This is a genomic window from Sinorhizobium arboris LMG 14919 (assembly GCF_000427465.1).
Taxonomy (GTDB): domain Bacteria; phylum Pseudomonadota; class Alphaproteobacteria; order Rhizobiales; family Rhizobiaceae; genus Sinorhizobium; species Sinorhizobium arboris.
In genome coordinates, this window is the sequence record NZ_ATYB01000014.1 from 1069774 (window position 1) to 1088768 (window position 18995).

An 18995-nucleotide genomic window follows, 5' to 3' on the forward strand; every position below is an offset into this window, starting at 1 on the left:
GTGTCAACTAGAATGTCCGTTCGTCGACTAGCCGAAGACACAGTCCAGCCAGCGGCCTTCGCGTTCAGCAAGGAAAATGCTGCCTGGGCCGAGGCAACGATCAAGAAATATCCCGAGGGCCGCGAGCAGTCGGCGGTCATTCCACTGCTGATGCGTGCTCAGGAGCAGGACGGCTGGGTGACGAGGGCGGCGATCGAGTCGGTCGCCGACATGCTCGGCATGGCCTATATCCGCGTCCTCGAAGTCGCCACCTTCTATACCCAGTTCCAGCTGCAGCCGGTCGGAACGCGTGCCCATGTCCAGGTCTGCGGCACCACGCCCTGCATGCTGCGCGGCGCCGAAGACCTGATCAAGATCTGCAAGAAGAAGATCGCCAGCGAACCGTTCACCCTCAATGAGGGCGGCACGCTTTCCTGGGAAGAGGTCGAATGTCAGGGCGCCTGCGTCAACGCGCCGATGATCATGATCTTCAAGGACACGTTCGAGGATCTGACGCCGGAGCGGCTCGAGGAGATCATCGATCTCTTCGAGGCCGGCAAAGGAGCGGACGTGGTGCCGGGCCCGCAGATCGACCGCGTCTATTCCGCGCCGATCGGCGGTCTGACGACGTTGCAGACGCCGGAGCCCGTCGAAGAGAAGAAGAAATCGGTCCGTGCAAGCAAGCCGAAGGACGAAAAGGCGGTGAGCGTACCTCCGTCGAATGCGGCAAAGCCGTCGACCGCGACGGACGTTACCAACCCGACCTTGAAGACGCCGGCTACCGCCAGGAAGGCGGCGGCGAAGAACGTCAAGATCGAGGGCGAAACGGTCGACAAGTCGAAGCCCTCGAAGAAGCCGCGGTGAAGAGGTGATACCCCATGCTTAGAGATGAAGATCGCATCTTTACCAACATCTACGGCCTCAAGGACAAGTCGCTGAGGGGCGCGATGGCGCGCGGCCATTGGGACGGCACGAAGCAGTTCCTCGAAAAGGGCCGCGACTGGATCATCAACGAGGTGAAGGCCTCCGGCCTCCGCGGCCGCGGAGGCGCCGGCTTCCCGACCGGTCTCAAATGGTCTTTCATGCCGAAGGAAAGCGACGGCCGCCCGCATTACCTCGTCGTCAATGCCGACGAGTCCGAGCCCGGTACCTGCAAGGACCGCGACATCATGCGCCACGATCCGCACACGCTGATCGAAGGCTGCGTGATTGCGAGCTTCGCCATGGGTGCGCACGCCGCCTATATCTACGTCCGGGGCGAGTTCATCCGCGAGCGCGAAGCGCTGCAGGCGGCGATCGACGAGTGCTACGACTACGGCCTGCTCGGCAAGAACAACAAGCTCGGTTACGACATCGACATTTACGTGCATCACGGTGCCGGCGCCTATATCTGCGGCGAGGAGACGGCGTTGCTCGAAAGCCTCGAAGGCAAGAAGGGCCAGCCGCGCCTGAAGCCGCCTTTCCCGGCGAATATGGGCCTCTATGGTTGCCCGACCACGGTCAACAACGTCGAGTCGATTGCGGTGACCCCGACCATTCTGCGCCGCGGCGCCAGCTGGTATACGAGCTTCGGCCGCCCCAACAATCACGGCACCAAGCTCTATTCGGTTTCCGGCCACGTCAATCGCCCGTGCACGGTCGAGGACGCGATGTCGATCCCGTTCCATGAACTCATCGAGAAGCACTGCGGCGGCATTCGCGGCGGCTGGGACAACCTGCTGGCGGTCATCCCCGGCGGCTCGTCGGTTCCCTGCGTGCCCGGCGCGCAGATGAAGGACGCGATCATGGATTATGACGGCCTGCGCGAGCTCGGTTCGGGCCTGGGCACGGCTGCCGTCATCGTCATGGACAAGTCGACCGACATCATCAAGGCGATCTGGCGGCTCTCGGCCTTCTACAAGCATGAGAGCTGCGGCCAGTGCACGCCCTGTCGCGAAGGCACGGGCTGGATGATGCGCGTCATGGAGCGCATGGTGCAGGGCCGCGCCCAGAAACGCGAGATCGACATGCTCTTCGACGTGACGAAGCAGGTCGAGGGCCATACGATCTGCGCGCTCGGCGACGCGGCCGCGTGGCCGATCCAGGGCCTGATCAAGCATTTCCGTCCGGAGATGGAGAAGCGGATCGACGAATACACGCGCAATGCGACCTCGCATGGCGCCGTGCTGGAGGCGGCGGAGTAAGAAGCCATGGCTGGGGCACCCAAGGACGGACAGGTAAGGAATGCTGCGAGCGCGACCGCTCCATTCGCATGGCCTCAGGGCGCCGACCCGGCCGATCCGTTCGGCATGGGCGAATGGATGAGGAACTTATCGAATGCCGGCTTGCCGAAGGTCGGACTGCATCCGTTGATGGCGCATCCGGCGGCGGCCGTCGCGGCGGCGACGGCGCTCGGCTTCGGTCTGTCCAGTCACATGGCCGGCATGATGTTCGGCGCGATGCAGGGGGCGGCCAGCATGCTGCAGAAAAGCGTCGCTGCGCCGCATCAGGCGGAGGTCTCGAAGCCGGCCCCGGCGGCAATGCCGCAAAAGGCAGCGGCAGCGAGGAAATCCACGGTCTCGCAGGGCGAGACGCGCAAGCCGCGCAGGCCCGTCAAGCGGGCTGCGGCACCGGCGGCAGGCCTCGCAAACGACGACCTGAAGCGTATCTCCGGCATCGGTCCCAAGCTCGAGCAGGTGCTGAACGGCAAGGGCATTTTCCGCTTCGCCGACATCGCCGCCCTGAGCAAGGGCGACGTCGAGCGGCTGGACAGCGAACTCGGCCTTGGCGGCCGTGTGGTCCGCGACGATTGGGTCGGGCAGGCAATGGCGCTCACGGAAGCGCAAGGGAAATAAGGTGACGACCATGCGGTCGTCACAAGCGGCGAGACCGTGAAGGAATTGTCCGTCGCCTACTGGGTGCTTCCCTTAATCGTAGCCGATTAGGGGAAGCACGGCAGCAAACCAAAGTGCTAGAGCGACCTTTGCGCGTCTGATAAGACGCGCGGCGCTGTAGAAAAGCAGACGGACTGAAGACAGGATTGAGTACGAAGATGGCAAAGCTGAAAGTCGACGGAAAAGAGATCGAGGTCCCGGATCATTTCACGCTGCTTCAGGCATGCGAGGAGGCCGGCGCCGAGGTTCCGCGCTTCTGTTTCCATGAGCGGCTTTCGGTTGCCGGCAACTGCCGCATGTGTCTGATCGAGGTGAAGGGCGGACCGCCGAAGCCGGCCGCCTCCTGCGCGATGGGCGTCCGCGACCTTCGTCCCGGTCCGAACGGCGAAGTGCCGGAAGTGTTCACGACCACGCCGATGGTCAAGAAGGCGCGCGAAGGCGTCATGGAATTCCTGCTCATCAACCACCCGCTCGACTGCCCGATCTGCGACCAGGGCGGCGAATGCGACCTGCAGGACCAGGCGATGGCCTTCGGCATCGACAGCTCGCGCTATCAGGAAAACAAGCGCGCGGTCGAGGACAAATATATCGGCCCGCTGGTCAAGACGGTGATGAACCGCTGCATCCACTGCACGCGTTGCGTCCGTTTCACGACGGAAGTCGCCGGCATCGCCGAACTCGGCCTGATCGGCCGCGGTGAGGATGCCGAGATCACCACCTATCTCGAACAGGCGATGACCTCGGAATTGCAGGGCAATGTCGTCGATCTGTGCCCGGTGGGCGCGCTCACCTCCAAGCCCTTCTCCTTCACCGCGCGCCCGTGGGAGCTCGGCAAGACTGAATCGATCGATGTCATGGACGCGGTCGGCTCGGCTATCCGTGTCGATACGCGCGGCCGCGAAGTCATGCGGATCATGCCGCGTGTCAACGAGGAGATCAACGAAGAGTGGATCTCCGACAAGACCCGCTTCATCTGGGACGGGCTCAAGACGCAGCGCCTCGATCGTCCTTATGTCAAGAAGGACGGCCGCCTGCAGCCTGCAAGCTGGGGTGAGGCCTTCCAGGCGATCAACACCGCCATTGCCGGCACTTCCGGCGACAGAATCGGTGCGATCGCCGGCGATCTCGCATCGGTCGAGGAAATGTACGCGCTGAAGGAGCTCATCGCCTCGCTCGGTTCCGAAAACCTCGATTGCAGGCAGGACGGCGCAGCGCTCGACCCGTCGTTCGGCCGTTCGAGCTACATCTTCAACCCGACGATCCAGGGTATCGAAAGCGCCGATGCGCTGCTCGTCATCGGCTCCAATCCGCGCTTCGAAGCATCGGTTCTCAATGCCCGTATCCGCAAGCGCTACCGCCTGGCCAACTTCCCCATCGGCGTGATCGGCGAGGCGGGTGAGCTGCGTTACGAATACGAATATCTGGGTGCGGGTACCGATACGCTCGCTGAACTCGTTTCCCGCAAGGGCGCATTCTTCGCGACGCTGGAAAAGGCCGCGCGTCCGCTGATCATCGTCGGCCAGGGTGCCTTGGCAGGGGAGGGCGGCGCGGCCGTTCTCGCCAATGCGGCGAAGCTTGCCGTCGCCGTTGGTGCCGTCAACGCCGAGTGGAACGGTTTTGCCGTGCTTCATACCGCGGCGGCCAGAGTCGGCGGTCTCGATCTCGGCTTCGTGCCCGGCCCGGGCGGCAAGCCGGCTCTCGAAATGCTTGACGCCATGGATGTCCTGTTCCTGCTGGGTGCCGACGAGATCGACCTCTCCGCCAGAAAGGCAGGATTCACCGTCTACATCGGCTCTCACGGCGACAACGGCGCACATGCGGCGGATGTCATTCTTCCCGGCGCGACCTACACGGAAAAGTCCGGCACCTGGGTGAATACCGAAGGGCGCGTTCAGATCGGCAGCCGCGCCGCTTTCGCACCGGGTGAAGCCCGCGAGGACTGGGCGATCATCCGCGCGCTTTCCGACGTGCTCGGCAGGAAGCTGCCATTCGACTCGCTCGGCGAATTGCGCGCCAAGCTCTATGCGGCCTATCCGCATTTCGCCGATGTCGACGGGATCGCCGCCGGCAGCAGCGACGAAATTGCCGCACTTGCACAAAAAGCCGGTGCGATGGCGAAATCCGTGTTTGCGTCTCCGGTCAAAGACTTCTATTTGACGAACCCGATAGCGCGCGCATCCGCCGTCATGGCCGAATGCTCGGCCTTGGCGCGCAACAATTTCAAAGCTGCCGCGGAATGAGCGCGAGGGAATAGAGCATCATGGACGCTTTCTTTTCGACCTATGTCTGGCCCACGGCCATCATGATCGGCCAGTCGCTCCTGCTTCTGGTCGCGCTGCTGCTTTTCATCGCCTATATCCTGCTCGCCGACCGCAAGATCTGGGCGGCCGTGCAGCTTCGCCGCGGCCCTAACGTGGTCGGTCCCTGGGGGCTGTTCCAGTCCTTCGCCGATCTTTTGAAATTCGTCTTCAAGGAGCCGGTCATTCCGGCCGGCGCCAACAAGACGATCTTTCTGCTTGCGCCGCTCGTTTCCGTGACGCTGGCGCTCGCCGCCTGGGCGGTCATTCCGCTCAACGCGAACTGGGTGATCGCGAACATCAATGTCGGCATCCTCTTCGTCTTCGCCATATCTTCGCTCGAGGTTTATGGCATCATCATGGGCGGCTGGGCGTCCAACTCGAAATATCCCTTCCTCGGCGCATTGCGCTCCGCCGCGCAGATGGTTTCCTACGAGGTCTCGATCGGCTTCGTGATCGTCACGGTGCTGCTCTGCGTCGGTTCCCTCAATCTGACGGACATCGTCGTCGCGCAGAACGACGGCCTCGGCACCATGCTCGGCCTGCCTGCCTCCTTCCTCGACTGGCACTGGCTATCGCTCTTTCCGATGTTCATCATCTTCTTCATCTCCGCGCTCGCCGAGACCAACCGTCCGCCCTTCGACTTGCCGGAAGCCGAATCGGAACTCGTCGCCGGTTTCATGGTGGAATACGGCTCGACGCCGTACATGATGTTCATGCTCGGCGAATACGCGGCGATCTGCCTGATGTGCGCGCTGACGACCATCCTGTTCCTCGGCGGCTGGCTGCCCCCGGTCGACATCTGGCTCCTGAACTGGGTCCCCGGCATCGTCTGGTTCGTGCTGAAGGCGTCGCTGGTGTTCTTCATGTTCGCCATGGTGAAGGCCTTCGTCCCGCGTTACCGCTACGACCAGTTGATGCGCCTCGGCTGGAAGGTCTTCCTTCCGCTCTCGCTGGCGATGGTCGTCATCGTCGCATTCGTTCTGAAGCTGACGGGCTGGGCATGATGGCCGCTCAAGCTTCGCTGCATACCGCCGGTTTCCCCGAGACCGGCAAGTTTGGAGGTTAATGATGGCCGCTCTGTCGAACGCCGTCAGCTCGCTGTTCCTCAAGGAATTCGTGGGCGCATTTCTTCTGTCGATGCGCTATTTCTTCCGGCCGAAGGCGACCGTGAACTATCCCTTCGAGAAGGGGCCCGTCAGCCCGCGCTTTCGTGGCGAACACGCGCTTCGCCGTTACCCGAACGGCGAAGAGCGTTGCATCGCCTGCAAGCTGTGCGAGGCGATCTGTCCTGCCCAGGCCATAACCATCGAGGCCGGGCCGCGCCGCAACGACGGCACCCGCCGCACGGTGCGTTATGACATCGACATGGTGAAGTGCATCTATTGCGGCTTCTGCCAGGAGGCTTGTCCGGTCGATGCGATCGTCGAGGGGCCGAATTTCGAATTCTCCACCGAGACGCGCGAAGAACTCTACTACGACAAGGAAAAGCTGCTCGCCAACGGTGACCGGTGGGAGCGGGAAATCGCGCGCAACATTGCGATGGACTCGCCTTACCGCTGAGGCCATTCGTGCAACGCAGCATCGCGCCGCTCGATCGAAAACGGTGCATGCAAAACGGGTTTGGGCATCGGCCGGACAGGTGGTCCGGCTTTGCCTCATGGAGTGCGGGGCTGCATGCCTTCACGCCAGCAAGACGAAAAAGGCACCGATCATGGGTCTGCAGGTTCTTTTTTTCTATCTATTTGCCTTCATCGCCGTGGCGTCGGCATTCATGGTCATCGCGGCCAAGAATCCGGTCTATTCGGTTCTGTTCCTGATCCTGACCTTCTTCAATGCGGCCGGGCTCTTCCTGCTGACCGGTGCCGAGTTCCTGGCGATGATCCTGCTGGTGGTCTATGTCGGGGCCGTCGCGGTTCTCTTCCTCTTCGTGGTCATGATGCTCGATATCGACTTTGCCGAGCTTCGCGCCGGCGTGCTCGAATATGCGCCGATCGGCGCGCTGATCGGGCTGATCCTTGCCGCCGAGCTGATCATCGTCGTCGGCGGCTCGGCCTTCTCGCCTGATATCGCCAAGGGCATCGCCATGCCGATACCGGCGCCGAGCGAACGCACCAACACCGCCGCGCTCGGAGATGTCCTCTATACCCACTACGTCTATTTCTTCCAGATCGCGGGGCTCGTGCTGCTCGTCGCCATGATCGGCGCCATCGTGCTGACCCTGCGTCACCGTCAGAACATCAAGCGTCAGAGCATTCCGCAGCAGGTTGCCCGCACCCCTGAAAACGCCGTCGAGGTGGTTACGGTCAAGCCGGGGCAGGGCATCTAACCGGAACGCGAGGTCGAGGGACTAAACTTATGGAAATCGGGATTTCCCACTATCTGACCGTCAGCGCCATTCTGTTCACGCTCGGCGTCTTCGGCATCTTCCTCAACCGGAAGAACGTCATCATCATTCTCATGTCGGTGGAGCTCATCCTGCTTGCCGTCAACATCAACATGGTGGCGTTCTCGGCGTTCCTGAACGACATAACCGGCCAGGTGTTCGCGCTGTTCATCCTGACGGTTGCGGCGGCCGAAGCCGCTATCGGACTTGCAATTCTCGTCGTCTTCTACCGCAACCGCGGCTCGATCGCCGTCGAAGACGTCAACATGATGAAGGGCTGAGAGGGCTATGGATACCATCGTCAAGGCTATCGTCTTCCTGCCTCTGATCGGCTTCCTGATCGCCGGCCTTCTCGGCACGCAGATCGGCGCCAAGGCATCCGAATATGTGACCAGCGGTCTGATGCTCGTCACCGTCGCGCTATCCTGGTTCGTCTTCTTCCATGTCGCTCTCGGCGAGGAGGAGATGATCAAGGTTGCGGTGCTGCGCTGGATCCAGTCCGGAAGCTTCGATGTCGAATGGGCTTTCCGCGTCGATACGCTGACGGCCGTCATGTTCGTCGTTGTCAACACGGTATCGACCCTGGTGCATATCTACTCGATCGGATACATGCACCACGATCCGAACCGGCCGCGCTTCTTCGCCTATCTGTCGCTCTTTACCTTCGCGATGCTGATGCTCATCACGTCGGACAATCTGCTGCAGATGTTCTTCGGCTGGGAAGGCGTCGGTCTCGCGTCATATCTGCTGATCGGCTTCTGGTACAAGAAGCCTTCTGCCAATGCGGCGGCGATGAAGGCCTTCATCGTCAACCGCGTCGGCGACTTCGGTTTTTCGCTCGGTATCTTCTGCGTCTTCGTCCTATTCGGCTCGATCAATTTCGAGACCATCTTTGCCGCCGCTCAGAACTATCTGCCGGCCGAAGGTGCTGCGGCAGGGGACGCAGTCATCAATCTTTTCGGAATGCAGCTCGACAAGGGGCATGCCCTGACGGCCGCCTGCCTGCTGCTCTTCATGGGCGCCATGGGCAAGTCGGCGCAGTTCCTGCTGCACACCTGGCTGCCGGACGCCATGGAAGGTCCGACTCCGGTTTCAGCACTTATCCATGCCGCGACCATGGTGACCGCCGGCGTCTTCCTCGTCGCCCGCATGTCGCCGCTCTTCGAGCTGTCGCCGGACGCTCTCACGGTCGTCACGGTGATCGGCGCGATCACCGCGTTCTTTGCGGCGACGGTCGGTCTCGTCCAGAACGATATCAAGCGCGTCATCGCCTATTCGACCTGCTCGCAGCTCGGCTACATGTTCGTTGCACTCGGCGTCGGCGCCTATGGCGCGGCGATCTTCCACCTGTTCACGCACGCCTTCTTCAAGGCGCTCCTGTTCCTGGGCGCGGGCTCGGTCATCCATGCCGTCGACGGCGAGCAGGACATGCGTTACATGGGCGGATTGCGCACGCATATTCCGGTCACCTACTGGATGATGTTCATCGGTACGATCGCGCTCACCGGCGTCGGCATTCCCGGCACGGTCATCGGCACGGCGGGTTTCTTCTCGAAGGATGCGATCATCGAATCCACCTTCGCCTCGCATAGCGTCGTTTCCGGTTTCGCCTTCGTGCTGCTGGTCATCGCGGCGCTCTTTACCAGCTTCTACTCCTGGCGCCTGACCTTCATGACGTTCCACGGCAAGCCGCGTGCCTCCTCGGACGTCATGCACCATGTCCACGAGTCGCCCCAGGTGATGCTGGTGCCCCTTTACGTCCTGGCCGCCGGCGCCCTCGTCGCGGGCTTCCTCTTCCACGATTATTTCTTCGGGCATCACTATGCCGAGTTCTGGCAGGGCGCTCTGTTCACGTCGGCCGAAAACGAGCTTCTCGAGGAGTACCACCACGTTCCCCTGTGGGTGAAATGGAGCCCGTTCGCGGCCATGGCGCTCGGTCTCTTCACGGCCTGGTACATGTACATCCGCTCGCCGGAGACGCCGAAATATCTCGCCGATCAGCATCGCGGGCTTTACCGCTTCCTGCTCAACAAGTGGTATTTCGACGAACTCTACGATTTCCTGTTCGTCCGTACCGCCAAGCGCCTCGGCACCTTCCTCTGGAAGGAAGGTGACGGCCGGGTGATCGACGGGTACGGCCCGAACGGGATCGCTGCGCGCGTTCTCGACGTGACCGACCGGGTGGTCCGCCTGCAGACCGGTTACCTTTACCACTACGCGTTCGCCATGCTGATCGGCATTGCAGCGCTCGTTACATGGATGATGCTCGGGAGTTCCTTCTGATGACCGATTGGCCCGTACTTTCCGCGGTCACCTTCATGCCGCTCGTCGGCGTACTGCTTCTCCTGCTCACAAGGGAAGACAGCGCCTACGGCCGCCGCAACATCCTGAACGTCTCGCTGCTGACGACCGTCTTCACGTTCCTCGTGTCGCTCTACATCTGGTACCAGTTCGACCCGTCGAACCCGGGCTTCCAGATGGTCGAGAAGCGGGAATGGCTCGGCACCGGCATTTCCTACCATCTGGGCGTCGACGGCATTTCCGTCCTCTTCGTTCCGCTGACGACATTCCTGATGCCGTTCTGCGTGCTGGCAAGCTGGGTAACGATCGAGAAGCGTCTGAAGGAATACATGATCGCGTTTCTGATCCTGGAAACGCTGATGCTGGGCGTCTTCGTGTCGCTCGACATCATTCTCTTCTACGTCTTCTTCGAGGCGGGCCTCATCCCGATGTTCATCATCATCGGTGTGTGGGGCGGCAAGGAGCGCGTCTACGCGAGCTACAAGTTCTTCCTCTATACGCTGCTCGGCTCCGTCCTGATGCTGCTTGCCATGATGGCGATGTACTGGCAGGCGGGCACCACCGACATCACGCAATTGCTCGCCTATCAGTTCCCGCGCGAAATGCAGACCTGGCTATGGCTTGCCTTCTTCGCCTCCTTTGCGGTGAAGATGCCCATGTGGCCGGTGCACACCTGGCTTCCCGATGCGCACGTCCAGGCGCCGACGGCAGGATCGGTCATTCTTGCCGGCATCCTCTTGAAGCTCGGCGGCTACGGCTTCCTGCGCTTCTCTCTGCCGATGTTCCCGCTGGCGTCGGACTTCTTCGCGCCTTTCGTCTTCACGCTGTCGATCATCGCGATCATCTACACCTCGCTGGTGGCGATGATGCAGACGGACATCAAGAAGCTCATCGCCTATTCCTCGGTCGCGCATATGGGTTATGTGACGATGGGAACCTTCGCGGCGAACGTTCAGGGCGTACAGGGCGCGATCTTCCAGATGCTGTCGCACGGCATCGTCTCGGGGGCGCTCTTCCTTTGCGTCGGCGTCGTCTATGACCGGCTGCATACGCGCGAGATCGCGGCCTATGGCGGCCTCGTCAACAACATGCCCAAATATGCCGTCGCCTTCATGGTGTTCACCATGGCCAATGTCGGCCTCCCGGGAACGTCGGGCTTCGTCGGCGAAGTGCTGACGCTGGTGGGCGCCTTCCGCGCGAACACCTGGGTTGCCCTGTTCGCGACGACCGGTGTCATCCTGTCGGCCGCCTACGCACTCTGGCTCTACCGTCGCGTGATCTTCGGCGCGCTGGAAAAGGAAAGCCTCAAGGCGCTGCTCGATCTGTCGGGGCGCGAGAAGCTCATTCTCTATCCGCTGGTGATCCTGACGATCTTCTTCGGTGTCTATCCGGCACCGGTCTTCGACGCGACCGCGGCCTCCGTGGACTTGCTCGTCAACAACTACGCCGCCGCCCTGCAGGCAGCGCAAGACGTTGCGCTTTCGGTGCAATGATCAAGGGACCGATTGGACATGACTGCTGAAACCCTTATCGCCAGCCTGCAACTCTCGATGCCCGAGCTGATCCTTGCGGTCGGCGCGATGGCACTCCTGATGATCGGCGTCTTCTCGAGCGAAAGAGCCACACCGACCGTGACCGGGCTTGCGGTCGCGGTGCTCATCATCGCAGGGCTTTGGCTCGTGCTGAAGACCGGTGTGGGGGAGGCCTATGGTGGCGCCTTCCTTTCCGATCCGTTCGCCAAGTTCATGAAGGTGCTCGCGCTGATCGGCTCGATCACCGTGATGGTGATGACCGTCGGTCACGCGCGTTCGGCCCAGATCGACCGGTTCGAGTTCCCCGTGCTTCTGGTTCTGGCCACCCTCGGCATGCTGCTGATGATCTCGGCCAACGATCTCATCTCGCTCTACCTGTCGTTGGAACTGCAGTCGCTCGCCCTCTACGTCGTGGCGGCAATCAACCGCGACAGCGTCCGGTCGACGGAAGCCGGCCTGAAATATTTCGTTCTCGGTGCGCTGTCTTCGGGGATGATGCTTTACGGCATGTCGCTCGTCTACGGTTTCACCGGGCATACCGGCTTCGGCGAGATCGCCGCAGCGCTGACGGCCGAGGGCCGGTCGCTCGGGCTCGTCTTCGGGCTGGTGTTCATTCTCGCGGGACTTGCGTTCAAGATCTCCGCGGTGCCCTTCCATATGTGGACGCCGGACGTCTATGAAGGTGCCCCGACGCCGGTGACGGCGTTCTTCGCCGCCGGACCGAAGGTTGCGGCCATTTCGATCCTCGTGCGCATCGTCATCAATGCCTTCGAGCCCGTCGTCGCCGACTGGCAGCAGATCGTCGTCTTCATTTCGATCGCATCGATGCTGCTCGGCTCCTTCGCCGCTATCGGCCAGCGCAACATCAAGCGGCTGATGGCCTATTCCTCGATCGGCCACATAGGCTATGCGCTCGTCGGCCTCGCCGCCGGCTCCATGGCCGGCGTTCGCGGCGTGATCCTCTATATGCTGATCTACATGGTCATGACGCTGGGCACTTTCGCCTGCATCCTCGCCATGCGCCGGAAGGAAGGCGAGCATGTCGAAGGCATTGACGATCTCGCCGGGCTTTCGCAGACCAACCCGTTCATGGCGACGGTGCTCACGATACTCATGTTCTCGCTGGCCGGCATTCCGCCGCTGGCAGGCTTCTTCGCCAAGTACTTCGTCTTCGTTGCGGCAATCGAGGCGCAGCTCTATGCGCTGGCGGTTATCGGCGTGCTCGCTTCCGTCGTCGGCGCCTACTACTATCTGCGGGTCATCAAGGTGATGTGGTTCGAGGAGCCCAGGGGCGAGTTTGCCCGGACGGCGGGCGAGCTTCGGCTGGTGTTCGGTCTGTCCGGCCTCTTCGTGCTCGGCTATGTGCTCATCGGGGGTCCGCTCGGAAGCGCCGCCGAGGCCGCGGCACGGACCTTCTTTTGACCGGCGGACCGAGTGGCGGCCGGATTTCGCCTGGGGATTTCCGGCACGTTGCGCTCGCCGAAACGGTTTCGACCAACAGCGAGTGCCTTCTGCGGGCGCACGAGGGTGATCCCGGCAATCTCTGGATCACCGCGGCACGCCAGACCGGGGGCAGGGGCCGGCGCGGGCGCGCCTGGTTCTCGGAACCGGGAAACCTCTACGCATCCCTTCTGCTCATCGACCCGGCTCCGGTGGATAAACTGCATGCGCTGCCGCTTGCGGCGGCGGTAGCGGTTCACCGGGCCATCCGCCGGGTGATGCCACCGGGCGGGGCCGAAGTCGCAATCAAGTGGCCGAACGACATTCTGATCGACGGTCGAAAAACTTGCGGCATTCTTCTCGAAGGTGAGGTTCTGGCGGAGGGGCGGCGGGCGCTGGTGATCGGCTGCGGCGTCAATGTCGCCGTCATGCCGGAGGAGGCGCTTTACCCCGTCACGTCGCTTCGGCGGGAGGGTGCGACAGTCTCTCCCGAGGAGCTGTTCGCGCATCTTTTCGTAACCATGGCCGAGACGCTCGCCGTCTGGGATCGTGGTGCCGGTGTCGCCGCAATCATCGATCAGTGGCGTGCCGCGGCCAAGGGTATCGGCGAGGCGATCACGGTCAACCTGCCGGACCGCTCGCTTTCCGGCCGCTTTACGGGTATCGATCGGGACGGCCGGCTTCTGCTCGACACGGGTTCCGGCCCGCCGCAAGCCATAGCGGCCGGCGACGTATTTTTTGGATGATTAAAAAGTAGAGGCGCATCACAATATGGCGCAGGATGAAGAACTGGTGTTCTTGCCGCTCGGCGGCGTCGGCGAAATAGGCATGAATCTCGGCCTCTACGGCTATGGAAGGCCGGGCCACCGCCAGTGGATCATGGTCGATTGCGGCGTGACCTTTCCCGGTCCGGAGCTGCCCGGGGTCGATCTGGTTCTGCCTGATATCGCGTTTCTGGCCGAACAGCGCCGCAACCTGAAGGGCATCATTATCACCCATGCCCATGAGGACCATTACGGGGCCCTGAACGATCTTTGGCCGGGGCTGAACGTTCCCGTCTATGCCTCGCCCTTCACTGCGGGCATGCTGGAGGCCAAGCGCGCGTTCGAAAAGTCGCGCGGCGAAATCCCGATTACGATCTTCAAGCAAGGCGATCGCATCAATGTGGGGCCCTTCAGCATCGAAGCCGTGGGGGTCAATCATTCGATCCCGGAGCCGATGTCGCTCATCATCCGCACGCAGCTCGGCACCGTCGTGCACACGGGCGACTGGAAGATCGATCTCGAGCCTTCGCTCGGTCCTCTGACCGACGAGACGCGGTTTCGCCAGATCGGCGAGGAGGGCGTCCTCGCTCTCGTCTGCGATTCGACGAATGCACTGCGCGAAGGCGTCTCGCCGTCCGAACGGCAAGTCTCCGAAAGCCTCGCCAGGATCATCGCCGAAGCCGAGGGCCGCGTCGGGATCACCACCTTCTCCTCGAATGTCGGCCGCATTCGTTCGGTTGCGGAAGCGGCGGAGGCTGCCGGCCGGGAGGTGCTCCTGCTCGGCAGTTCGATGAAGCGCGTCGTCGACGTTGCGCGCGACATCGGGCTTATGGAAGGATTGAAGCCGTTTCTGGCGGAGGACGAGTTCGGTTACATTCCGCGCGACAAGGTCGTCGTCATCCTGACAGGCAGCCAGGGCGAGCCGCGCGCCGCGCTTGCCAAGATCGCCCGCGACGAGATGCGCAACGTGGCCTTCTCGGCCGGCGACACGATTGTCTTTTCGTCGCGCACCATCCCGGGCAACGAAAAGGCGATCAACGACATCAAGAACGGGCTGATCGAGCAGGGCATCCACATCATCACGGATAGCGAGGCGCTGGTGCATGTTTCGGGCCACCCGCGGCGTACCGAGCTCCAGCAGATGTACCAGTGGGTGAAGCCGCAGATCGTCGTGCCGGTGCATGGCGAGGCCGCGCATCTGACGGCACATGCGGAGCTTGCGCTGCAATCGGGAATCCCAAGCGTGCCGCGACTGCGCAATGGCGAAATGCTGCGGCTTGCGCCTGGACCCGCGGAGGTCATAGACGAGGCGCCGCACGGCCGCATCTACAAGGACGGCACCCTCATCGGCGATTTCGATGAGATGGGGATCGGCGAACGCCGCAAACTTTCCTTTGCCGGGCACGTTTCCGTCAATGTCGTACTCGACAATCGCTACGACTTTCTGGGTGACCCGGACGTCGTACCGATCGGTCTTCCGGAATACGACGACGAAGGCGAGGCGATGGAGGATACGCTCTATGATGCTGTGCTCGGCGCAGTGGAGAGCATTCCGCGGGCAAAACGGAAGGACCTTGCGACGTTGCAGGAAGCCGTTCGCCGCGCCGTGCGCAGCACCGCCAATCAGGTCTGGGGCAAGAAGCCGGTCGTGACGGTTTTCATCACGAAAGTCTGATTTCGGTGCGTGACGCCCTTCGTGGGCGTGCGCTGCAAGGCAAGGAACGGAGCGTCCGATGTTGGGAAAAGTGAACCATGTGGCAATCGCGGTTCCGGACCTTTTGGCCGCAGTGGAAAGCTATCGCTCCACTCTCGGAGCATCGGTCACGGAACCGCAGGCGCTGCCTGAACATGGCGTCACCGTCGTCTTCGTGACATTGCCCAACACCAAGGTCGAATTGCTGGAGCCGCTCGGCGAGGCATCGCCGATCTCCGCCTTTCTCGAGAAAAACCCGGCCGGCGGCATGCACCACATCTGCTATGAGGTGGACGACATCATCGCTGCGCGCGACCGGCTGACGCTGGCGGGGGCGCGCATCCTCGGCGATGGCAACCCGAAAATCGGCGCGCATGGCAAGCCGGTCCTGTTTCTCCACCCCAAGGATTTTCAGGGCACTTTGATCGAACTCGAACAGGTGTGACAGTCGGGCGCGGGGAAGATGTTTGCCGGCCGGGCCGCTCGGCGGTATAAGGAAGTCCGACGCTCCAACTCTTTGAAGCTGCGCACTTCCGGACGGAAACCGCCGCGCACTTTGTCCTGGAAGGCTCTAGAGATTTCCGATGTCCTTCTTTTCGACCTTCGCCATCTATTTCATCATCTGGTGGATCACGCTCTTCATCGTGCTGCCGCTGGGAGTGCGGACGCAGGCCGAGGAGAACGATGTCGTCCCGGGAACCGTCGAGAGTGCTCCCGCACGTTTCCGCGCCCTCAGAGTCGTGCTGCTCACGACGGTGATCGCCGCGGTGATCCATTTCGGCTGGTACGTCATTTCGGTGAAGCTCGGCTACGACTTCGACGCCATTCCCCGCTTCGCGCCGAAATTCTACTGAGCGATTGCGGGCCCACAATCACGACAGCCGTATAATGGTGTCCTCTCCTGTGCGTGTCATTGTCATAGAGGTGAGGAGCGGAGAGGTGGAATCGACCTAAAATCACGGTGATCCATAGGCGCGATGGGGGAGTGCGGTAGAGCCCTCGCGTCTTCTCGTCTTTCGAGGCCAAGGCGGTCATGACAAGGCTGTGAGCCTTCGCGCATTCTCAGATGGCCGTCAGACCGTCAGGGAAGGGGGCGTGGGGGCATCCAGGGCGTAGGGTTCGCGTATGCCCGGGTCGTCGGCCGGAAAGTCCTTGGTATTCCGCGTCACGAGCAGAAGGCCGGCGGTCTGCGCCGTTGCCCAGATCACCGCGTCGGGCAGCGTGATGCGGTGCGACCTGCGCAATGTCACCGCACGGCTGGCGATCTCATCGTTCAAGGCGATCATTTCGAAACCGTCCAGGAAGCGCCGGGTCGGCTCAACCAGATCGGCGTCCGCTCCAACCATCACCTCCATCCAGGTGATGATGCTGATGGCCCGTTTTTCGAAACGGTCAAGTTCCTTGCGTGCCTGCGGCACCGCATTCAGATGATCGATAAGGATATTGGTATCGAATAGTGCGCCTACCATTCGCCGCGCACCTTCTCCTGATAAGTCAGACCGTCGACTTTGCGCTTGCCCCACAAACCGAAGCCATCTTCGATCTGCTCGCGATAATGACGGTTGAGATAGTCGTCGATGGCTTCGCGGATCAGAGCCGCGCGGGACCGGCGCACCCGCTTGGCGAGGGTGTCGAGGGCTTCGACCTGGGTATCGTTCATATCGATCAAGGCTCGCATCATGTCCTCCGATGATATGCACTATGTATATCGTATGGTCTTGGGCGCCGGAAGGAAAAAGATCGCCTCATTCCGTCCAAGGGTCGCAGGCCGTCGGCCGGGTCCAGCTCTTGACAGCCAACAAAAAGACACTGTTCAAACTGCTTCGCCCCAATTTCGAGATGAAAAAACCAAAAAAAAACAAGGCCAAAGCCTTGTTTTTGAAGTTTCGCGTGATCTTTAATCCGTTTCCGGCGGCAGCGAACAAGCGCGCCTAAGATCTTATCCTCCCAAGACTTGACCGCGAATTTCGGCAGGAATTTGGTCTTCCTGCCTGTTTTGTGAGCCGAAATTAGCTCAAACCTTGGGCGCTGTCATCTGCTTTTTTTGCATTTTTGCTACAGTCGGGCAAAATTTTCCCGTTGACACCGATCGTCTTCCTCCTGTTACTGGCGTGCTCTTTTGCCGCAGGGCATGTCTGGTGTTTCTTATCCGGGACATGCGTCGGCGCAACGTCCTGCCAGCGCCAGCGGCAGGGTTCCCTTCCGCGCGCGAAGCGGCTATGAACGCTGAACTCGAAGGGTTCCCGTCGATGCGTCGCCGGGAAATCAAGAGCCCTGTTAGAATGGCAACAGCTGCCTTCCCTGATCTCAGGCGAAGAGGGCCGCCGAAGCACAACGTCAATTCGCCCGAATCTGTCGATAGTGCGAATTCACCAGTTCTGGAACCTGTCATGCGCCTGTCCCGCTTTTTCATGCCCATCTTGAAGGAAAATCCGAAGGAAGCCGAAATCGTTTCCCATCGATTGATGCTGAGGACGGGGATGATCCGCCAGCAGTCCGCCGGCATCTACACATGGCTGCCGCTCGGCAAGCGCGTGCTGGACAAGGTCAATGCGATCATTCGCGAAGAGCAGAACCGGTCCGGCGCCATCGAACTGCTGATGCCGACCCTGCAGTCGGCGGAGCTCTGGCAGGAGAGCGGGCGCTATGACGCCTATGGCAAGGAGATGCTTCGTATCAAGGACCGGCAGGAGCGGCCGATGCTCTACGGGCCGACGAACGAAGAGATGGTCACCGACATCTTTCGCTCCTACGTCAAGTCCTACCGCAATCTGCCGCTGAACCTCTACCACATCCAGCTGAAGTTTCGCGACGAGATCCGCCCGCGCTTCGGCACCATGCGCTCGCGCGAGTTTCTGATGAAGGATGCCTATTCCTTCGATCTCGATCGGGCAGGGGCGGAGCACGCCTATAACAAGATGTTCGCCGCCTATCTGCGCACCTTCGACCGGATGGGCCTGCGCGCCATCCCGATGCGCGCCGACACGGGTCCGATCGGCGGAAACCTGAGCCACGAGTTCATCATTCTTGCCGACACGGGCGAGTCCGAGGTGTTCTGCCACAAGGACTTCCTCGGCTTCGACATTCCGGGCGAGAATACGAATTTCGACGATGTCGCCGGCCTGAAGGCGATCTTCGACAAATGGACGTCGCGCTATGCGGCGACCTCGGAAATGCATGACGAGGCCGCCTTCGACGCCATCCCCGAAGGTGAACGCCTGTCCGCGCGCGGCATCGAGGTGGGCCACATCTTCTACTTCGGCACCAAGTACTCCGAGGCGATGGGTGCGAAGGTGCTCGGGCCGGACGGCAAGGAACACACGGTGCATATGGGCTCCTACGGGATCGGCCCCACCCGCCTGGTGCCGGCGATCATCGAAGCTTCGCATGACGACAACGGCATCATCTGGCCGAAGGGCATCGCCCCCTTCGACGTCGTCGTCATCAACATGAAAACGGGCGATGACGCTTGCGATGCGGCTTGCGGCAGGCTCTACTCCGATCTCGGCAAGGCTGGATTCGATGTTCTTCTTGACGACACCGACGAGCGTGCCGGCGGGAAGTTCGCGACCGCCGACCTCATCGGCGTGCCGGTACAGGTGATCGTCGGGCCCCGTTCGATCGCGAACGGCGAAGTCGAAGTGAAGGACCGCAAGACCGGCGCGCGGGAGACGATGACCGTCGAAGCGGCGATCAACAAACTGGTCGCGGCGAGATAACAGACGAAGGG

Annotated in this window: 19 protein-coding genes; 17 read left to right on the top strand and 2 right to left on the bottom strand. The window is 61.7% G+C overall.

Annotation, left to right across the window (positions count from 1 at the left end; translation table 11 throughout):
• Positions 1–12: 12 nt before the first annotated feature.
• From nuoE to SINAR_RS0116305, 15 genes are all read left to right on the top strand, one after another.
• Complete coding sequence (nuoE, locus tag SINAR_RS0116235) at positions 13–843, top strand: NADH-quinone oxidoreductase subunit NuoE (protein WP_028000075.1); 831 nt, start codon at positions 13–15, stop codon at positions 841–843.
• 14 nt (positions 844–857) lie between these two features.
• Positions 858–2162: an NADH-quinone oxidoreductase subunit NuoF gene (nuoF, locus tag SINAR_RS0116240; RefSeq protein WP_028000076.1), complete on the top strand. Its 1305-nt coding sequence runs from the start codon at positions 858–860 to the stop codon at positions 2160–2162.
• Positions 2163–2168: 6 nt separating this feature from the next.
• The gene (locus SINAR_RS0116245) at positions 2169–2813 is read left to right on the top strand and encodes a helix-hairpin-helix domain-containing protein (protein ID WP_028000077.1); all 645 of its coding nucleotides are present in this window, start codon (positions 2169–2171) and stop codon (positions 2811–2813) included.
• A gap of 197 nt (positions 2814–3010) precedes the next feature.
• Positions 3011–5092 carry an NADH-quinone oxidoreductase subunit NuoG gene (gene nuoG, locus SINAR_RS0116250; RefSeq protein WP_028000078.1) on the top strand — a complete coding sequence of 694 codons (2082 nt, stop codon included), beginning with the start codon at positions 3011–3013 and terminating at the stop codon, positions 5090–5092.
• A gap of 20 nt (positions 5093–5112) precedes the next feature.
• Positions 5113–6156, top strand: coding sequence for an NADH-quinone oxidoreductase subunit NuoH (gene nuoH / locus SINAR_RS0116255; RefSeq protein WP_028000079.1), 1044 nt, complete (start codon positions 5113–5115; stop codon positions 6154–6156).
• A 64-nt stretch (positions 6157–6220) separates the two neighbouring features.
• Positions 6221–6712 carry an NADH-quinone oxidoreductase subunit NuoI gene (nuoI, locus tag SINAR_RS0116260; RefSeq protein WP_028000080.1) on the top strand — a complete coding sequence of 164 codons (492 nt, stop codon included), beginning with the start codon at positions 6221–6223 and terminating at the stop codon, positions 6710–6712.
• A 151-nt stretch (positions 6713–6863) separates the two neighbouring features.
• Positions 6864–7478 carry an NADH-quinone oxidoreductase subunit J gene (locus SINAR_RS0116265; RefSeq protein WP_028000081.1) on the top strand — a complete coding sequence of 205 codons (615 nt, stop codon included), beginning with the start codon at positions 6864–6866 and terminating at the stop codon, positions 7476–7478.
• Positions 7479–7507: 29 nt separating this feature from the next.
• Entirely contained in the window at positions 7508–7816 is a 309-nt protein-coding gene (gene nuoK / locus SINAR_RS0116270; RefSeq protein WP_003531854.1) for an NADH-quinone oxidoreductase subunit NuoK, read from the top strand.
• Positions 7817–7823: 7 nt separating this feature from the next.
• A complete protein-coding gene (nuoL, locus tag SINAR_RS0116275; RefSeq protein WP_028000082.1) occupies positions 7824–9818 on the top strand; it encodes an NADH-quinone oxidoreductase subunit L in 1995 nt (664 codons plus the stop codon).
• Positions 9818–11329 carry an NADH-quinone oxidoreductase subunit M gene (locus SINAR_RS0116280; RefSeq protein WP_028000083.1) on the top strand — a complete coding sequence of 504 codons (1512 nt, stop codon included), beginning with the start codon at positions 9818–9820 and terminating at the stop codon, positions 11327–11329. The genes nuoL and SINAR_RS0116280 overlap by 1 nt, the downstream gene beginning before the upstream one ends.
• Before the next feature lie 18 nt (positions 11330–11347).
• Positions 11348–12790 carry an NADH-quinone oxidoreductase subunit NuoN gene (nuoN, locus tag SINAR_RS0116285; protein WP_028000084.1) on the top strand — a complete coding sequence of 481 codons (1443 nt, stop codon included), beginning with the start codon at positions 11348–11350 and terminating at the stop codon, positions 12788–12790.
• Positions 12787–13554 carry a biotin--[acetyl-CoA-carboxylase] ligase gene (locus tag SINAR_RS0116290; RefSeq protein WP_028000085.1) on the top strand — a complete coding sequence of 256 codons (768 nt, stop codon included), beginning with the start codon at positions 12787–12789 and terminating at the stop codon, positions 13552–13554. Before nuoN ends, SINAR_RS0116290 begins: the two co-directional genes overlap by 4 nt.
• A gap of 25 nt (positions 13555–13579) precedes the next feature.
• Positions 13580–15247, top strand: coding sequence for a ribonuclease J (locus SINAR_RS0116295; RefSeq protein ID WP_028000086.1), 1668 nt, complete (start codon positions 13580–13582; stop codon positions 15245–15247).
• 58 nt (positions 15248–15305) lie between these two features.
• Positions 15306–15710, top strand: a complete 405-nt coding sequence (gene mce, locus SINAR_RS0116300) for a methylmalonyl-CoA epimerase (protein WP_028000087.1) — start codon at positions 15306–15308, stop codon at positions 15708–15710.
• Positions 15711–15849: 139 nt separating this feature from the next.
• Positions 15850–16119 carry a DUF1467 family protein gene (locus SINAR_RS0116305; protein WP_028000088.1) on the top strand — a complete coding sequence of 90 codons (270 nt, stop codon included), beginning with the start codon at positions 15850–15852 and terminating at the stop codon, positions 16117–16119.
• Positions 16120–16338: 219 nt separating this feature from the next.
• On the opposite strand, the gene SINAR_RS0116310 is transcribed toward SINAR_RS0116305, so the two are convergent.
• Positions 16339–16734, bottom strand: coding sequence for a type II toxin-antitoxin system VapC family toxin (locus SINAR_RS0116310; RefSeq protein ID WP_028000089.1), 396 nt, complete (start codon positions 16732–16734; stop codon positions 16339–16341).
• Positions 16728–16943 (bottom strand): CopG family ribbon-helix-helix protein, encoded by a 216-nt coding sequence (locus tag SINAR_RS0116315; protein WP_028000090.1) that lies wholly within the window; start codon positions 16941–16943, stop codon positions 16728–16730. The genes SINAR_RS0116310 and SINAR_RS0116315 overlap by 7 nt, the downstream gene beginning before the upstream one ends.
• Positions 16944–16966: 23 nt before the next feature.
• On the opposite strand from SINAR_RS0116315, the gene SINAR_RS1000000137195 reads away from it, so the two are divergent.
• Both SINAR_RS1000000137195 and proS read left to right on the top strand, forming a co-directional pair.
• Entirely contained in the window at positions 16967–17200 is a 234-nt protein-coding gene (locus SINAR_RS1000000137195) for a hypothetical protein (RefSeq protein WP_028000091.1), read from the top strand.
• Positions 17201–17655: 455 nt separating this feature from the next.
• On the top strand, positions 17656–18984 hold the full coding sequence (gene proS, locus SINAR_RS0116325; protein ID WP_028000092.1) for a proline--tRNA ligase: 1329 nt from the start codon (positions 17656–17658) through the stop codon (positions 18982–18984).
• Positions 18985–18995: the final 11 nt, after the last annotated feature.

What these genes read in the sequence shown, in the direction of transcription:
- nuoF (WP_028000076.1), top strand. Translation starts at nt 858, where the DNA reads ATGCTTAGAGATGAAGATCGCATCTTTACCAACATCTACGGCCTCAAG.
- mce (WP_028000087.1), top strand. Translation starts at nt 15,306, where the DNA reads ATGTTGGGAAAAGTGAACCATGTGGCAATCGCGGTTCCGGACCTTTTG.
- SINAR_RS0116265 (WP_028000081.1), top strand. Translation starts at nt 6,864, where the DNA reads ATGGGTCTGCAGGTTCTTTTTTTCTATCTATTTGCCTTCATCGCCGTG.
- proS (WP_028000092.1), top strand. Translation starts at nt 17,656, where the DNA reads ATGCGCCTGTCCCGCTTTTTCATGCCCATCTTGAAGGAAAATCCGAAG.
- SINAR_RS0116305 (WP_028000088.1), top strand. Translation starts at nt 15,850, where the DNA reads ATGTCCTTCTTTTCGACCTTCGCCATCTATTTCATCATCTGGTGGATC.
- nuoN (WP_028000084.1), top strand. Translation starts at nt 11,348, where the DNA reads ATGACTGCTGAAACCCTTATCGCCAGCCTGCAACTCTCGATGCCCGAG.
- nuoI (WP_028000080.1), top strand. Translation starts at nt 6,221, where the DNA reads ATGGCCGCTCTGTCGAACGCCGTCAGCTCGCTGTTCCTCAAGGAATTC.
- SINAR_RS0116315 (WP_028000090.1), bottom strand. Translation starts at nt 16,943, where the DNA reads ATGCGAGCCTTGATCGATATGAACGATACCCAGGTCGAAGCCCTCGAC.
- SINAR_RS0116310 (WP_028000089.1), bottom strand. Translation starts at nt 16,734, where the DNA reads ATGGTAGGCGCACTATTCGATACCAATATCCTTATCGATCATCTGAAT.
- nuoE (WP_028000075.1), top strand. Translation starts at nt 13, where the DNA reads ATGTCCGTTCGTCGACTAGCCGAAGACACAGTCCAGCCAGCGGCCTTC.
- SINAR_RS0116295 (WP_028000086.1), top strand. Translation starts at nt 13,580, where the DNA reads ATGGCGCAGGATGAAGAACTGGTGTTCTTGCCGCTCGGCGGCGTCGGC.
- SINAR_RS1000000137195 (WP_028000091.1), top strand. Translation starts at nt 16,967, where the DNA reads ATGTATATCGTATGGTCTTGGGCGCCGGAAGGAAAAAGATCGCCTCAT.
- nuoG (WP_028000078.1), top strand. Translation starts at nt 3,011, where the DNA reads ATGGCAAAGCTGAAAGTCGACGGAAAAGAGATCGAGGTCCCGGATCAT.
- SINAR_RS0116280 (WP_028000083.1), top strand. Translation starts at nt 9,818, where the DNA reads ATGACCGATTGGCCCGTACTTTCCGCGGTCACCTTCATGCCGCTCGTC.
- nuoH (WP_028000079.1), top strand. Translation starts at nt 5,113, where the DNA reads ATGGACGCTTTCTTTTCGACCTATGTCTGGCCCACGGCCATCATGATC.
- nuoK (WP_003531854.1), top strand. Translation starts at nt 7,508, where the DNA reads ATGGAAATCGGGATTTCCCACTATCTGACCGTCAGCGCCATTCTGTTC.
- SINAR_RS0116245 (WP_028000077.1), top strand. Translation starts at nt 2,169, where the DNA reads ATGGCTGGGGCACCCAAGGACGGACAGGTAAGGAATGCTGCGAGCGCG.
- nuoL (WP_028000082.1), top strand. Translation starts at nt 7,824, where the DNA reads ATGGATACCATCGTCAAGGCTATCGTCTTCCTGCCTCTGATCGGCTTC.